The following is a 13,382-nucleotide window of genomic DNA, read 5'->3' as shown; positions in this document are numbered from 1 at the left end:
CGGTCGCGCCGGCCGGCCGTGCCCCGGCCACCGCGGCCGGCTGCTGCTGCCACAGGCCGGCCAGCCGGTCCGGCGCCAGCAGCAGCACGCCCGCCGCCAGGCCGGCGGTGGCGGCGGTGGTGGCCACGGCCAGGCCCCAGCCCATGGTGCGGCGGCTCGGGCGACGGGCGGGCGGCGTCGCCGGCGCGTCGAACACCTCGGCCGCCGCCAGGTCCACCAGCGCGCGGTCCACCCGCGGCAGGCCGCGGGCATAGGCGCCCAGCAGCGCGCGGTCGCACAGCAGGTTGATGCGCCGCGGCACGCCGCGGGCGCGCTGGTGCACCCGGGCCAGCGCATCGGCATCGAAGGGCAGGGCGCCATGCAGCCCGGCCACGGCCAGCCGGTGGGCCACGTACTGCGCGGTCTCGGGCGCGCTCAGCGCATCGAGGTGGAAGCGCGCGATCACCCGCTGCGCCAGCTGCTCCAGCGCCGGGCTGGCCAGCATCGTGCGCAGCTCGGGCTGGCCGATGAGCACGATCTGCAGCAGCTTGCGCTCGCTGGTCTCCAGGTTGGTGAGCAGGCGCAGCTGCTCCAGCACGTCGGCCGACAGGTTCTGCGCCTCGTCGATCACCAGCACGCTGTTGCGCCCCGCCGCATGGGCCTGCAGCAGGAAGGCGTTCAGCACGTCGACGTAGTCCTTCACCGTGGCCGCGGCGCCGGCGGCCGGGGGCGCGATGCGGAATTCGTCGCACACCGTCTTCAGCAGCTCCAGCGCGCTGAGCTTGGGATTGAAGATGTAGGCCACATGGCAGCCCGCCGGAATCTGCTCCAGGAAGGCGCGGCACACGGTGGTCTTGCCGGCGCCGATCTCGCCGGTCAGCAGCACGAAGCCGCCACCGCCGCCCAGCCCGTACAGCAGGTGGGCCAGCGCCTCGCGGTGGCGCTCGCTCATGTAGAGGTAGTGCGGGTCGGGCGCGATGGAGAACGGCGCCTGCTTCAGGCCGAAGAACTTCTCGTACATGGCAGGCTCAGGGGGGACCGTGCCGCGCCGCGGAAGAGGGCGGCGGCGCCTCGCCGGGGCCGTCGCGCGGCGGCCCCGCATGCCGCTTGGCGGCGAAGCCACGCTGGCGGAAGAGGGCCGCGCGCGCCAGCAGCAGGCTGGTGATCGGCGCGGTGATGGCCAGCAGGATGGGGATCAGCCAGGCCGACAGCACCGGCCGCTCGTCCAGCGCCGAGAAGTACAGCACCGAGGCCAGCGCCACGCACCAGCTGCCCAGCGTGATGGCCAGCGCCGGCGGGTGCATGCGCTGGAAGAAGTCGGGCAGGCGCAGCAGGCCCACCGCGCCGGCCAGCGCCAGCAGGCCGCTGGCCACCAGCAGGGCGGCCACCAGGACCTCGATCCACCAGGCCATCACTCCACCACCTCGCCGCGCAACAGGAAGCGGGCCAGCCCGATGGAGGTGATGAAGCCCAGCATCGCCACCAGCAGCGCCGCCTCGAAGTACATGCTGCTGTGGTGGCGCAGGCCCAGCACCAGCATCAGCAGCAGCGCGGTGATGGTGAGGTAGTCCAGCGCCAGCACGCGGTCCTGGGCGCTGGGGCCGATGAACAGGCGCACGACGGTGATGACCATGGCCAGCGCGAAGCAGCCGAAGGCGATCAGCATGGCCGTCCACAGCAGCGGGGAGATGGCGGGCGTCATTCGAAGATCTCCTGCAGCGGGCGCTCGTAGCGCTGGTGGATCTCGGCCACCAGCGCCGCCTCGTCGCCCAGGTCGAACACATGCAGCAGCAGTGTGCGGCCGTCGGGCGACAGCTCGCACCACACCGTGCCCGGGATCACCGCCAGGATGACGGCCAGCGCGGCCAGCGCATTGGCGTCACGCAGCGTGATGGGCACCTGCACGAAACCCGAGCGCGGCCAGCGCTGCGGGCCGCCGAAGGCACCGCGCAGCACTCCATGCAGCACCCGCAGGTTGGAGGCCACCACATCGCGCGCCACGCGGGCCAGCAGCAGCAGGGCCACGCCCGGCCGGCGCATGCGCACCCGCCCCGGCCGCAGCGAAGCGGTGAGCAGCGGCGCGCCGATGGCCACCACCGCGCCCAGCAACCACTGGCCGGCCGAGCCGCTGTCGGCCAGCAGCAGCCACAGCGCCAGCAGCGCGGCCGACAGCAGCGGCGCAGGCAATAGGCGGCGCATCACTGCAGCACCCCCACGTCGGCGTCGGTGGGCTGGGGCTTGGGCTGGGTGGTCATCACCGCCTCGATGTACAGCGAAGGCGTCTGCAGGGCCTCGGCGGTGGCGCGGGTGTAGCGCAGCACGGCCTCGGCATGCACCGTGAGCAGCACGCAGGCCAGCAGCAGGCCGGCGATGGGCGCGCATTCGATGATCTTCAGGTGCGGCGCGGGCCGGTGCAGCGGCGTCCAGAAGTAGCGCACGCCGGCGCCGGTGAGCGACCACAACGACAACAGGCCGGAGACGATCAGCAGCCCCAGCAGCAGCCAGGCCTGGCGCGGCGTGTCGGCCACGCCCAGGCCGCCCAGGCCCTGCGGATGGATCAGCGCCACCAGCATGCTGAACTTGCCCACGAAGCCCGACAGCGGCGGCATGCCCGCCACCAGCAGCGTGCAGGCGATGAAGCTCACGCCCAGGAAGGCCATGGCCGCCGGGATGGCGCGGCCGGTGATGGCCTCGCCGGCATCGTCGAATTCCGACGGCTCCAGGTCCTCCACCGGAAAGGCCAGTCCGCGGGCCTCGGCCTTCTCGGCGCCGGCCTGGATCTGGCGCGAGCGCTCGATCAGCTCGGCCAGCAGGAACAAGGCGGCCAGCGCCAGCGTGGAACTCAGCAGGTAGAACAGCGCGCCCGCGGTGAGCCCCGGCTGCCCGAAGCTGATGGCCGCCATCAAGGTGCCCGAGGACACCACCACCGCCAGCGCGGCCAGGCGGTCGATCTTCTGCGACGCCAGCATGCTGAGCGCGGCCACCGCCAGCGTGGCGATGCCGGCCAGCAGCAGCCAGCGGCCGCCGAAATAGGCCGAATCGCCCGCGCCGGCCGGGAACATCAGCGACCACAGCCGCAGCACGGTGTACAGGCCCACCTTCGTCATGATGGCGAACAGCGCCCCCACCGGCGCGCTGGCCGCGGTGTAGGCCGGCACCAGCCAGAAGTTGAGCGGCCACATCGCCGCCTTGGTGAGGAAGGCGATGGCCAGGATGGCGGCGCCCGCATGCAGCAGCCCGCGGTCCTCGGCCGGCAGCACCGCGATGCGCTGCGCCATGTCGGCCATGTTGAGGGTGCCGGTCACGCCGTACAGCATGCTCACGCCCACCAGGAACAACGACGAGGCGGCCAGGTTGATGACCAGGTAGTGCAGCCCGGCGCGCACCCGCCAGCGGCCCGAGCCGTGCAGCAGCAGGCCGTAGCTGGCCGACAGCATCACCTCGAAGAACACGAACAGGTTGAACAGGTCGGCGGTGAGGAACACGCCGTTCAGCCCCATCAGCTGCAGCTGGAACAGGGGATGGAAGTACACGCCCGCGCGGTCCCAGCGGGCGATGGCGAACACCAGCGATGCCAGCGCCACCACGGCCGTGAGCACCAGCATCAGCACCGACAGCCGGTCGGCCGCCAGCACGATGCCGAAGGGCACGTTCCAGTTGCCCGGCAGGTACACGCCCACGGCGCCGGGCGCGCCGTTGTGCTTGACCCAGTGCAGCAGCATCAGCGCCACTCCCAGGCTGGCGGTGGTGGCCACGAGGTTGATGGCCAGGTGCCAGCGGCGCCGGTGCTGCGCGGCCAGCATCAGCACCGCGGCCAGCATCGGCAGCAGGATGGGGGCGACCATCAATGAAGTCATGAGGTCTGCCCCCCGTCCGGCTTGTACGCCGGCCGGCCCGCCGGGGGGGCGGCGGTCGGGGATTCTTCGCCGTCGACGTGGTCGGTGCCGTTGAGGCCGCGCGAGGCCAGCAGCACCACCAGCAGCAGCGCCGTCATCGCGAAGCCGATGACGATGGCGGTGAGCACCAGCGCCTGCGGCAGCGGGTCGTCGTAGTGCAGCAGGTCCAGCGGCACGCCGGGGCGGATGATGGGTTCCTTGTCGATGGACAGCCGGCCCATGCCGAAGATGAAGAGGTTGACCGCATACGACAGCAGCGCCATGCCCATCACCACCTGGAAGGTGCGCGGGCGCAGCAGCAGCCACACGCCCGAGGCGGTGAGCACGCCGATGGCGATGGACAGGGTGATCTCCATCAGCTGCTCCGTCCGTCGGCCAGCGGCCCGGTGAGCGGCTCGCGCGCCACGCGGTGGCTGCGCAGCGACTGGTGCGCCAGCGCGATGAGGATCAGCATGGTGGCGCCCACCACCAGCGCGAACACGCCGATGTCGAAGAACAGCGCGCTGGCCACGTGCAGCTCGCCCACCACCGGCAGGTGCAGGTGCGCGGTGTGGGTGGTGAGGAAGGGGTAGCCCAGCGCCAGCGCGCCCATGCCGGTGAGCCAGGCGATGCCCAGTCCGGTGGCGATCCAGCGCTGCGGCCGCAGCCAGAAGTGCGACTCCACCCACTGGGTGCCGGCCACCATGTACTGCAGCACCAGCGCCGATGCCACCACCAGCCCCGCCGCGAAGCCGCCGCCCGGCTGGTTGTGCCCGCGCAGGAACAGATGCACCGCGAACACCATGGCCACCGGCAGCAGCAGCCGCGACAGCACCTTGGGCACCACCATGTAGCCGAAGGCCAGCGGCGATGCCGCGGCCTGCGCCGCGGTGGGCGGCGGCAGCAGGTCGGTGCTCAAGGGCTCGGTGGGCAGGTGGCGCTGCTGCGGCGGCAGCTCCACGCTCTCGGGCGCGGGCCGGAAGCGGCGCAGCAGCGCATACACCGTGAGCGCCACCACGCCCAGCACGCTGATCTCGCCCAGCGTGTCGAAGCCGCGGAAGTCCACCAGCAGCACGTTGACCACGTTGGTGCCGCCGCCCTGCGGCAGCGAGCGCTCCAGGAAGTAGGGCGAGATGCTCTGCGGGAAGGGCCGCGTCATCATCGCGTAGGCCAGCACCGCCATGCCGCTGCCGGCCCCCAGGGCCAGCAGCAGGTCGCGGGTGCGGCGCCAGCCGGGGCCGCGGCCGCGGCGCATCGTGCCCAGGGCCTCGGGCATCAGCCGCTGCGGCAGCCAGCGCAGGCCCAGCAGCAGCAGCACCGTGGTCACGATCTCCACCGCCAGCTGGGTGAGCGCCAGGTCGGGCGCCGAGAACCAGACGAAGGTCAGGCAGGTGATCAGGCCCGCGCCGGACGCGAGGATCAGCGCCACCAGCCGGTGGTACTTGGCCTGCCAGGCCGCGCCCACCGCGCAGGCCGCGCCCACCACCCACATCAGCACGAAGGTGGCCGCGGGCTCCACCAGCGGCCGCCCGCCGGCGGCCAGGCCCAGCGGCTGCAGCGCCATGAAGGCCGCCACCATGGCCGAGAAGAAGAGCCAGCGCATCTGCGGCTGCAGCCGCCGGGTGCCGAAGGCGCGCGACGCCCAGCGCGCGAACCACGACAGCTGCGTCACCGCCCGCTCGAACACCGCCTTGCCATGCAGGCCGCCGGTCATCGGCGTGCGGTGCAGGCGGCCGCGCTCGAACTGGCGCTTGAGCGCGAAGTACAGCAGCGTGCCGCCGGCCAGCGCCACCAGGCTCATCATCATCGGCGCGTTGAAGCCGTGCCAGATGGCCAGGCTGTAGTCCGGCAGCGTGCCGCCCACCACCGGGCGCGCCGCGGTGGCCAGGAAGGCACCCACCGACAGCGCCGGGAACATGCCCACCACCACGCAGGCCAGCACCAGCAGCTCCACCGGCACCCGCATCCAGTGCGGCGGCTCATGCGGCGCACGCGGCAGGTCGGGCGTGAGCGGGCCGAAAAAGATGTCGTAGGAAAAGCGCAGCGAATAGGCCACGCTGAAGATGCCGGCCAGCGTGGCGATCACCGGCAGCCCGGTTTCCACCCACGGCAGCGAGCTGATGTAGACCGTCTCGGCGAAGAACATCTCCTTGGACAGGAAGCCGTTGAGCAGCGGCACGCCGGCCATGGCCGCACTGGCCACCATCGCCAGCGTGCCGGTGATGGGCATGGCCTTGAACAGGCCGTTGAGGCGGCCGATGTCGCGCGTGCCGGTCTCGTGGTCGATGATGCCGGCGGCCATGAACAGCGAGGCCTTGAAGGTGGCGTGGTTCATGATGTGGAACACCGCCGCCACCGCGGCCAGCGGGCTGTTCAGGCCCAGCAGCAGCGTGATCAGCCCCAGGTGGCTGATCGTGGAATAGGCCAGCAGGCCCTTCAGGTCGCGCTGGAACATCGCGGTGTACGCACCGAACAGCAGCGTGGCCGCACCGGCGCCGCCCACGATCCAGAACCAGGCCTCGGTGTTGGCCAGCACCGGCCACAGCCGGGCCAGCAGGAACACGCCGGCCTTCACCATCGTGGCCGAATGCAGGTAGGCCGACACCGGCGTGGGCGCGGCCATGGCATGCGGCAGCCAGAACTGGAAGGGCACCTGCGCGCTCTTGGTCAGCGCGCCCAGCAGCACCAGCACCAGCATCGGCAGGTACAGCGGATGGGCCCGCACCACGTCGCCCGAGGCCAGCACCGCATCCAGCTCGTAGCTGCCCACCATCTGGCCCAGCATCAGCACGCCGGCCAGCAGCGCCAGGCCGCCGGCACCGGTGACGGTGAGGGCCATGCGGGCCCCGCGGCGGGCATCGCCGCGGTGGTGCCAGTAGCCGATGAGCAGGAAGGAGAACAGGCTGGTGAGTTCCCAGAACAGCACCAGCTGCACCAGGTTGCCCGACAGCACCACGCCCATCATCGAGCCCATGAAGCCCAGCAGGAACGAGAAGAAGCGCGGCACCGGGTCGGCCGGGTTCATGTAGTAGCGGGCGTACAGCACCACCAGCGTGCCCACGCCCATGACCAGCATGGCGAACATCCAGGCAAAGCCGTCCATGCGCAGCACGATGTCCACGCCCAGGCTGGGCATCCAGCCGATGCGGTGCTCCAGCACGCCGCCATCGGCCACCTGCGGATAGAGCCAGGCCACCTGCAGCGTGCCCGCCAGCGCCACGATGCCGGCCAGCGTGGATTCGGTGTTGCGGGCGTTCGAGGGAAGCAGCGCAGCCACGGCGCTGCCGATGAACGGGAGGAGGACGAGGAGGGTCAGTGCATCAGGCATCGGCCGACCCATTCTAGAAGGCGGTTTTCGGCTGGCAGCCACGGTAGGCAGCGGCCTACAGCAGGTGCCGGCCTGCGCTGCCTGCACCGCCGCGCGGCGGGCGCCACCATGCTGTCCAGAGCGAATCGAGGAGCAGCCCCATGCAAGCACCCACCCCCCGTGCGCAGGACGGCGCACACGACATCGACGACGGCTTCGAGCGCTGGTACCAGGGCGGTGCGCCCGGTGCCGACGATGCGGACGTGGTCGCCGAGCCCGAGGCCCGGCCGCTGCAGCCGGCGCCGCCGCCGCGTGCGCAGCAGCGCGAAGGCTGGCTGGCCGCCATCGGCAGCGTGGCCGCCGTGGGTCTGCTCTGGGGCTTCTATGGCGTGGTGGACGGCGCGGTGGAGCGCAGCGAGCTGCGCGCCCAGGCCGCGCCCGCGGCCGCGGTGGCCGCCGCCGATGCGCAGGCGATGGAACGCGGCGAGGAAGCCGGCGCCGCCATCGACCGGGTGCACGCGATCTACAGCCTGCCGGCCGGCCCGGGTGCGGCGCCTGCCAGCGTGCATTACACCCGCTGGCCCTGAGCCGCCGGGCCCTCGCGGCCCACCGCGCCCAGCTCCACCGCCACCGCGGCACCCAGCAGGAAAATCTGGCTCGACCAGTACACCCACACCAGCAGGGCTGCGAAGGAGCCCGCGGCGCCCAACGCCGACTGCGTGGCCGTGGTGGCCACGTACAGGCTGATGCCGAAGCGCCCGAGCATGAACAGGCCCGCCGCCACGGCCGCGCCGATCAGCGCATGCCGCTTGGGCAGCCGGGTGGTCGGCAGCCAGCGGATCATGGCCGCGAACAGCAGCGTGATCACCGCCCATGACCACAGGCTTTCCACCAGCGCCAGCAGCGGCGCCAGCAGGGGCCAGCGCACCGACACCCACTTCAGCGCCACCAGCGCGGCCGTCTGCACCAGCAGCGCCACCGACAGCAGGAAGCCGCAGCCCAGCACCATGCCGGCGGCCAGCAGCCGCACCCGCAGCAGCCGCCACCAGGCCGCGCCGCTGGGCTTCTCGTTCAGCATGGACTGCAGCGCCGCACGCATCTCCACGAACACCGCGGTGGCGCCCACCAGCGTGGTGCCCAGCGCCAGCCAGGAGCCCCAGGCCGTGTTCTCGGCCGACAGCCGGCCCGAGGCCTGCTCCAGCAGCTGCTGCAGCACCTGCGTCTCGCGCTCGCCGATCAGCCGGGACATGGTCTCGAGCAACGACGCCTGCGCGCCCTGGTCGCCGAGCAGCCACACCATCACGCTGGTGACCACCACCAGCATCGGCGCGATGGAAAAGGCTGCATAGAAGGCCACCGCGCCGCCATGGCTGGCGCCCTTGGCATCGCTGAATCGTTCGAAGGCCGCCAGCGCGATGCGCAGCGGCAGCCATCGGGTGACACGTTCGGTCCAGGTGGTGACGAAGCTCATCCCGACAGTGTCATCCCTTGAGCAGGTAGGCCAGCCGCACGCCCCAGCGGGTGTGCGCGGCCACGGTCTTGAGCAGCGCGATCAGCACCGGGCCGAGGAACAGGCCCCATACGCCCCACAGCGCGCCCCAGAACACGATGCCGATGAACACCGCCGCCGGGTTCATCTTGGCCGCGCGGCCCTGCAGCCAGGCCGTCACCAGCATGCCGATGACGGTGGACAGCGCCACCACGAAGGCGGCCATGCCGATCATCGCGGTCCAGGTGCCGTGGGCCAGGAAGGCCTCGGCACCGGCGAGTGCCGTCATCAGCGCCATGCCGATGTACGGCACCATGTGGAGCACGCCGGCCGTCAGGCCCCAGCTGCCGGCGTCCGGCAGGCCGGCGGCCAGGAAGGCGATCCACACCGCCACGCCGGTGAGCACGTTGGTGATCATCAGCACCACGATGTAGCGGCGCACCTGCTGGGCGCACTCCACCATCGCGATCTCCACCCGCCGCCGGGTGCCGGGATGGTCGCCCCAGAGGTCGATCACCCGCAGCCGCATGCGGCGGCCACCGGCCAGCACGAAGAAGGCGGTGAAGAAGATGATGAGCAGGTCGGCCACGAACTCCAGCACCACGCCGGAGCCGCTGACCGCGGTTTCCTGCAGCGCGGCGGCGGCGCGGTCGCTGAGCGCGGGCGCCGAGGCCGCATCCGCCGGCGCGCCCGCGGCGGCCGGTGGCGCCACCCGCGTGCGGGCAGGCCGCGGCGCCGAATCCGGCGCGGGCGGCGAAGCGCCCATCACCCGGTTGGCCGCGCGGTCCAGGTCGCGCAGCGCACGGCGTGCGCGGCTGAACAGGGTGTCCTGCGCCGGCTCCATCTCGGCCACCCGCTGCGCGGCCAGCGAGATCATCTCCGGCACCCGCTCGGCCATGCGCACCAGCTGGCCGCCGAAGGCGCCCACCGCCACGCCGATCACCGCCAGGCACACCACCAGCGCGATGCCCGCGGCGGCGGCCTGCGTGCGCAGCAGCCGCCCCAGTGCCGCCACGGCCGGCATCAGCAGCATGGCCAGCAGCAGCCCGGTGACGACCGGGATCATGAAGCGCTGGCCCCACCACAGCACCGCCACCACCGCCAGCGTGGCCAGCACGATGGCCGCCGTGCTGGAACGCGGCCGTGGTGCCGGCGGGCGGGGCGCCGACTGCGGGTCGGCGGAGGCCAGGGCGGGCCAGGGAGGGTCGGCGGACTTCATGGGGTGGCTTCGAACAACAAGGGCCCGATGTCCACCAGGGGAGCATCGGGCCCGTGCGGGCCGCCCATGCGAAGGCTGCCCGGATCAGTCATGCAGGTGCGCCGTCAGATGCGGTCACGCTCGTTGGCAAACCAGTTGTCGGTGGCGCTGCGTTCCCAGCTCGCAACCTGGCGTTCGGCTTCGTCCCGGGCGACGCCGTAGCGTTCCTGGATCTTGCCGGCCAGCTGCTCGCGCCGGCCGTTGACGACGTCGAAGTCGTCATCGGTCAGCTGGCCCCACTGCTCCTTGACCTTGCCCTTGAGCTGCTTCCAGTTGCCTTCGATGCGGTCCCAGTTCATGGCGGGCTCCTGCAGGTCTCGCGGCTGCCTTACGGGCGGACCACGATGGAGTTGCGCACGCCCTTGACGTTCTTCACGCCGCCGGCCAGCGATTCGGCCATGGCCTTCTCGCCCGAGCTCTTGGCGAAGCCGGCCAGCTGCACGGTGCCGTTGAGCGTCTCCACGTTGATGGCGCCGGCGTCGACCTGCTTGCTCTCGATGAACTTGGCCTTCACCGCGGCGGTGATGGCGGCGTCGTCGACATAGGCGCCCGCGGTCTGCTGGTCGCGCACGACGGCGCAGCCGCCCATCACGGTCAGGGCAACGGCGGACACGACGGCGGCGAGGATGGTACGGACGTTCAGCATGGAGGTTCTCCTTCTCTTTCGGGTGCAGGGTCTGGGTGGTTGTTGCTGTCTGCGGGACTCACTGGTCCAGCAGGTCGGCCATCTCGTCGGCGTGCTCTTCCTCATCACGGAGCACGTCTTCGAGCAGCCTGCGGGTGGTCGGGTCCTTGTCGCCGATGAGGTCGATCATCTGGCGGTAGGTCTCGACCGCGACACGCTCGGCGACGAGATTGGCCCGGACCATGGCCTTGAGGTCCAGGTTCTCGTCGTAGTCGGCATGGCTGCGTTGCAGCAGCGTGGCCGGCGAATAGTCGGGTTCACCACCGAGCTGCACGATGCGCTCGGCAATCTTGTCGCTGTGCGCGGTCTCTTCCTGCGCATGCACCATGAACTCGTCGGCGATGGCCGGCGAGGCCATGCCCTTGGCGGTGAAGTGATGGCGCTTGTAGCGCAGCACGCACACCAGCTCGGTGGCCAGCGCGTCGTTCAGCAGCTTGACGATCTGGTCGCGCCAGGGGCCGTAGCTGGGCGTCACCGCGCCTTCGTCCAGGCTGCGCTTGGCGGCTTCGATGGCTTGCTCGTCCAGCTTCAGCTGGGGCGCGTCGTTCGATTCGTTGTCGTTCATGGGGTCTTGCCTTCTGGGTCGGACGGTTAGAGCTTCTTCTTCACCGCGCCGATGCCCAGCAGTGCCAGGGCCACGACCACGATGAACATCACCAGGAACACCACGAACAGCACCTTGGCGATGCCCGCGGCGCCGGCCGCCACGCCGCTGAAGCCGAGCACGCCGGCCACCAACGAGATGACCGCGAAGATCAGTGCCCACTTCAACATCGTGTGTCCCTCCTGCTGTGCGATGAGGTGACTCTAGGTTTCAGGCCTTGCGCAACGAATCGGAAGGCGGGCCCTCCCGCTGTAGGACGGGGCCGCGTGTGGTGTTACGTTTGAAACGCCTGGCTGCAGGCCAAAAAAAAGCGCGCCGAAGCGCGCCTGGAAAAGTCCATCGCTGGGGTTCCGAAGTGCTGAGGGAGGAGGGAGAGATGCACTTCGAGCGATGGACGTTGGGGTCCTGTCAGGGCGGCGGACCGCCGTTGGCGGGCTTGCCGCCGGTGAACTTCATCAGGGCGGCCATCACCGTGTCCAGCGGCACCGCCGAGACCAGCCGCGAGGCCACTTGCGAAGCCAGCCCGGCGAAGAGGGCCGACTTCAGCACCAACCGCCACGGCCGCATGCGCAGCAGCAGCGCGCCGCCCACCACCGCCGCGGCCACGGCCGCGACCGGATGGCGCCGTACCAGCGGGCCGGCCGCATCCCGCGCGGCCGAGCCGAGGATCACGCCGAAGGCATGCACCGGATGGCTCTTCCACCAGTTGGTCACCGCATCCACCACGGCCGCGGCCATGGGATGCTCCTGCAGCTTGGCCATGAGCAGGTCGATGCCCGGCAGCGCCGACGCATCGCCCACCGTGGCGCGACGGCGGCGGCCGGCCGCGGTGCGCTCCATCAGGAAGCCACGCATGCGGGCTCGCGAGATGGCCAGCCGTTCGGCCGGCGACAGCACCGGCAGCGGTTCACCCGCGGGCGGCAGCGGCGGCTCCTGGCCCGCGGCCTGCTGGTCGAAAGGATCGGGGGCCAGGCCGCTCATGACGCGCTCACTTCACGCAGCATCGCGGCATCGGCGGCCAGCTGCTCGCGCAGCGTGGCAAAACCGCTGCCCTTGGCCTGGCTGCTCAAGGCAGACCAGCAGCCGATGGCCACCACCGCCGGCACCGCGGGCACCACGACCAGCAGCCACGGCGCGCGCATCGCGGCGTCGGGGGTCACCGCCCACAGCATCAGCGCCATGCCCGCCAGCATCAGCATCACCAGGCCCGAGACGGCGCCCACGGTGCCCAGCACCAGGCTGCGCTTCCAGCGGGCACTGGCGGCCTGCATCTGCTGCGCGATGAGGTCGGCATAGCCTTCGGCATGCTCGGCCAGCAACTCCGGCTGCGAGGTGATGAGGCGGAATATCGCGTGGAACATGGGCGGCTGGAAAAAGGGGGAAGGGAAGGGGCTTGCCGGCTTGCAGCCCCGTACCGCTTCATCGGGGTGCACTCGTGACAGCGCCCGGACCTGCAGCGCACTGCAGGGCCCGGGCGCCCGGGTGGATCAGTCGTCGCGCGAACGGCTCAGCAGCGACACCAGCGCCATCAGCGCCGCACCGGTGGCGGCGGCGATCAGCATGGACTTGACCGGCTCGTCCTTGATGTAGCCGACGGTGTTGTCCGACACGCGCACCGCGCGGTCGCGGATCTGGGCGCTGCGCTCACGCATCGTGTCCAGGCCGCGGCGCGCCAGCGTCTCGGCTTCGCTGGCCAGGCGGTTGATCGCCGGCACCGCGGTGTCGCGCAGCTCGTGGATCTTGTCGGAGAGCTGGTCCAGCGACTCGTTGGCCAGGCGCTGGGTGGAACGGATCGCGCTGTCGGCAGACCGGGCGGCCTGGTCGGCAACGTCGTTCGCGCTCTTGGCCGGGGCTGCAGACGTGGTGGAAACCATGGTGGATCCTTTCTTTCGGTTCAGAGGGGAAGAAAAATCAACCGTCGAGACTGCATGCGGTGGCCTGCTAGGTTAACGGCTGACAACGGTGCGTCAACCCTTGCGGATCGCACCCATGATGAAGCTGGCAACGGCCAGGATCACGAACACGAAGAACAGGATCTTGGCGATGCCTGCGGCGCCGGCAGCGATGCCACCGAAGCCAAAGAGCGCTGCCACCAGCGCGATGACGAAGAAGACGACGGCGTAATGCAGCATGGGGCTCTCCTGTTCTCTTGGTGGGGGCTGGGATGGATACAGCGTAAGGCGAG

18 protein-coding genes are annotated in these 13,382 nt (G+C 71.0%); 1 reads left to right on the top strand and 17 read right to left on the bottom strand.

Annotation, left to right across the window (positions count from 1 at the left end; all coding sequences use genetic code 11):
- From VO99_RS24115 to VO99_RS24085, 7 genes are all read right to left on the bottom strand, one after another.
- Positions 1-1,000, bottom strand: a 1,000-nt coding sequence (locus VO99_RS24115; RefSeq protein ID WP_046115498.1) for an ExeA family protein, incomplete at its 3' end; no start/stop codon positions are given.
- Positions 1,001-1,007: 7 nt separating this feature from the next.
- On the bottom strand, positions 1,008-1,391 hold the full coding sequence (locus tag VO99_RS24110) for a Na+/H+ antiporter subunit G (RefSeq protein WP_046115497.1): 384 nt from the start codon (positions 1,389-1,391) through the stop codon (positions 1,008-1,010).
- The gene (locus VO99_RS24105; protein ID WP_198157043.1) at positions 1,391-1,681 is read right to left on the bottom strand and encodes a K+/H+ antiporter subunit F; all 291 of its coding nucleotides are present in this window, start codon (positions 1,679-1,681) and stop codon (positions 1,391-1,393) included. The genes VO99_RS24110 and VO99_RS24105 overlap by 1 nt, the downstream gene beginning before the upstream one ends.
- Entirely contained in the window at positions 1,678-2,178 is a 501-nt protein-coding gene (locus VO99_RS24100) for a Na+/H+ antiporter subunit E (protein ID WP_046115496.1), read from the bottom strand. Before VO99_RS24100 ends, VO99_RS24105 begins: the two co-directional genes overlap by 4 nt.
- Entirely contained in the window at positions 2,178-3,824 is a 1,647-nt protein-coding gene (locus VO99_RS24095) for a monovalent cation/H+ antiporter subunit D (RefSeq protein ID WP_310733671.1), read from the bottom strand. Before VO99_RS24095 ends, VO99_RS24100 begins: the two co-directional genes overlap by 1 nt.
- A gap of 8 nt (positions 3,825-3,832) precedes the next feature.
- Positions 3,833-4,231, bottom strand: a complete 399-nt coding sequence (locus VO99_RS24090) for a Na+/H+ antiporter subunit C (RefSeq protein ID WP_046115494.1) — start codon at positions 4,229-4,231, stop codon at positions 3,833-3,835.
- Positions 4,231-7,182 carry a monovalent cation/H+ antiporter subunit A gene (locus tag VO99_RS24085; protein ID WP_046115493.1) on the bottom strand — a complete coding sequence of 984 codons (2,952 nt, stop codon included), beginning with the start codon at positions 7,180-7,182 and terminating at the stop codon, positions 4,231-4,233. The genes VO99_RS24090 and VO99_RS24085 overlap by 1 nt, the downstream gene beginning before the upstream one ends.
- A gap of 140 nt (positions 7,183-7,322) precedes the next feature.
- On the opposite strand from VO99_RS24085, the gene VO99_RS24080 reads away from it, so the two are divergent.
- The gene (locus tag VO99_RS24080) at positions 7,323-7,748 is read left to right on the top strand and encodes a hypothetical protein (RefSeq protein ID WP_046115492.1); all 426 of its coding nucleotides are present in this window, start codon (positions 7,323-7,325) and stop codon (positions 7,746-7,748) included.
- On the opposite strand, the gene VO99_RS24075 is transcribed toward VO99_RS24080, so the two are convergent.
- The 10 genes from VO99_RS24075 to VO99_RS29770 form a co-directional block, all read right to left on the bottom strand.
- Entirely contained in the window at positions 7,730-8,632 is a 903-nt protein-coding gene (locus VO99_RS24075; RefSeq protein ID WP_046115491.1) for a YihY/virulence factor BrkB family protein, read from the bottom strand. The genes VO99_RS24080 and VO99_RS24075 overlap by 19 nt on opposite strands.
- 10 nt (positions 8,633-8,642) lie before the next feature.
- Positions 8,643-9,869: an AI-2E family transporter gene (locus VO99_RS24070; RefSeq protein WP_046115490.1), complete on the bottom strand. Its 1,227-nt coding sequence runs from the start codon at positions 9,867-9,869 to the stop codon at positions 8,643-8,645.
- A 104-nt stretch (positions 9,870-9,973) separates the two neighbouring features.
- Positions 9,974-10,207: a CsbD family protein gene (locus tag VO99_RS24065; protein ID WP_046115489.1), complete on the bottom strand. Its 234-nt coding sequence runs from the start codon at positions 10,205-10,207 to the stop codon at positions 9,974-9,976.
- A gap of 29 nt (positions 10,208-10,236) precedes the next feature.
- Positions 10,237-10,554: a BON domain-containing protein gene (locus VO99_RS24060; RefSeq protein ID WP_046115488.1), complete on the bottom strand. Its 318-nt coding sequence runs from the start codon at positions 10,552-10,554 to the stop codon at positions 10,237-10,239.
- A 58-nt stretch (positions 10,555-10,612) separates the two neighbouring features.
- Complete coding sequence (locus VO99_RS24055) at positions 10,613-11,158, bottom strand: ferritin-like domain-containing protein (RefSeq protein WP_046115487.1); 546 nt, start codon at positions 11,156-11,158, stop codon at positions 10,613-10,615.
- Between the two features lie 26 nt (positions 11,159-11,184).
- Positions 11,185-11,367, bottom strand: coding sequence for a DUF1328 domain-containing protein (locus VO99_RS24050; protein WP_046115486.1), 183 nt, complete (start codon positions 11,365-11,367; stop codon positions 11,185-11,187).
- Positions 11,368-11,605: 238 nt separating this feature from the next.
- Entirely contained in the window at positions 11,606-12,178 is a 573-nt protein-coding gene (locus VO99_RS24045) for a hypothetical protein (RefSeq protein ID WP_046115485.1), read from the bottom strand.
- The gene (locus tag VO99_RS24040; RefSeq protein ID WP_046115484.1) at positions 12,175-12,558 is read right to left on the bottom strand and encodes a hypothetical protein; all 384 of its coding nucleotides are present in this window, start codon (positions 12,556-12,558) and stop codon (positions 12,175-12,177) included. The genes VO99_RS24045 and VO99_RS24040 overlap by 4 nt, the downstream gene beginning before the upstream one ends.
- Before the next feature lie 126 nt (positions 12,559-12,684).
- Entirely contained in the window at positions 12,685-13,071 is a 387-nt protein-coding gene (locus VO99_RS24035) for a hypothetical protein (RefSeq protein ID WP_046115483.1), read from the bottom strand.
- A 93-nt stretch (positions 13,072-13,164) separates the two neighbouring features.
- Positions 13,165-13,329, bottom strand: a complete 165-nt coding sequence (locus VO99_RS29770; RefSeq protein WP_046115482.1) for a DUF1328 domain-containing protein — start codon at positions 13,327-13,329, stop codon at positions 13,165-13,167.
- Positions 13,330-13,382 lie beyond the last annotated feature (53 nt).

This window comes from Aquincola tertiaricarbonis (assembly GCF_000969605.1).
In the GTDB taxonomy this organism is placed as follows: domain Bacteria; phylum Pseudomonadota; class Gammaproteobacteria; order Burkholderiales; family Burkholderiaceae_C; genus Aquincola; species Aquincola tertiaricarbonis.
The sequence above is the reverse complement of the archived record's forward strand: the minus strand, read 5'-3'. Positions and strand labels throughout refer to the sequence as shown.

Excerpts from the sequence above, each read along its gene's own strand:
- VO99_RS24105 (WP_198157043.1), bottom strand. The coding sequence starts at position 1,681 with ATGACGCCCGCCATCTCCCCGCTGCTGTGGACGGCCATGCTGATCGCC.
- VO99_RS24090 (WP_046115494.1), bottom strand. The coding sequence starts at position 4,231 with ATGGAGATCACCCTGTCCATCGCCATCGGCGTGCTCACCGCCTCGGGC.
- VO99_RS24060 (WP_046115488.1), bottom strand. The coding sequence starts at position 10,554 with ATGCTGAACGTCCGTACCATCCTCGCCGCCGTCGTGTCCGCCGTTGCC.
- VO99_RS24055 (WP_046115487.1), bottom strand. The coding sequence starts at position 11,158 with ATGAACGACAACGAATCGAACGACGCGCCCCAGCTGAAGCTGGACGAG.
- VO99_RS24050 (WP_046115486.1), bottom strand. The coding sequence starts at position 11,367 with ATGTTGAAGTGGGCACTGATCTTCGCGGTCATCTCGTTGGTGGCCGGC.
- VO99_RS24075 (WP_046115491.1), bottom strand. The coding sequence starts at position 8,632 with ATGAGCTTCGTCACCACCTGGACCGAACGTGTCACCCGATGGCTGCCG.
- VO99_RS24040 (WP_046115484.1), bottom strand. The coding sequence starts at position 12,558 with ATGTTCCACGCGATATTCCGCCTCATCACCTCGCAGCCGGAGTTGCTG.
- VO99_RS24065 (WP_046115489.1), bottom strand. The coding sequence starts at position 10,207 with ATGAACTGGGACCGCATCGAAGGCAACTGGAAGCAGCTCAAGGGCAAG.
- VO99_RS29770 (WP_046115482.1), bottom strand. The coding sequence starts at position 13,329 with ATGCTGCATTACGCCGTCGTCTTCTTCGTCATCGCGCTGGTGGCAGCG.
- VO99_RS24045 (WP_046115485.1), bottom strand. The coding sequence starts at position 12,178 with ATGAGCGGCCTGGCCCCCGATCCTTTCGACCAGCAGGCCGCGGGCCAG.
- VO99_RS24070 (WP_046115490.1), bottom strand. The coding sequence starts at position 9,869 with ATGAAGTCCGCCGACCCTCCCTGGCCCGCCCTGGCCTCCGCCGACCCG.
- VO99_RS24100 (WP_046115496.1), bottom strand. The coding sequence starts at position 2,178 with ATGCGCCGCCTATTGCCTGCGCCGCTGCTGTCGGCCGCGCTGCTGGCG.
- VO99_RS24085 (WP_046115493.1), bottom strand. The coding sequence starts at position 7,182 with ATGCCTGATGCACTGACCCTCCTCGTCCTCCTCCCGTTCATCGGCAGC.
- VO99_RS24080 (WP_046115492.1), top strand. The coding sequence starts at position 7,323 with ATGCAAGCACCCACCCCCCGTGCGCAGGACGGCGCACACGACATCGAC.
- VO99_RS24095 (WP_310733671.1), bottom strand. The coding sequence starts at position 3,824 with ATGGTCGCCCCCATCCTGCTGCCGATGCTGGCCGCGGTGCTGATGCTG.
- VO99_RS24035 (WP_046115483.1), bottom strand. The coding sequence starts at position 13,071 with ATGGTTTCCACCACGTCTGCAGCCCCGGCCAAGAGCGCGAACGACGTT.
- VO99_RS24110 (WP_046115497.1), bottom strand. The coding sequence starts at position 1,391 with ATGGCCTGGTGGATCGAGGTCCTGGTGGCCGCCCTGCTGGTGGCCAGC.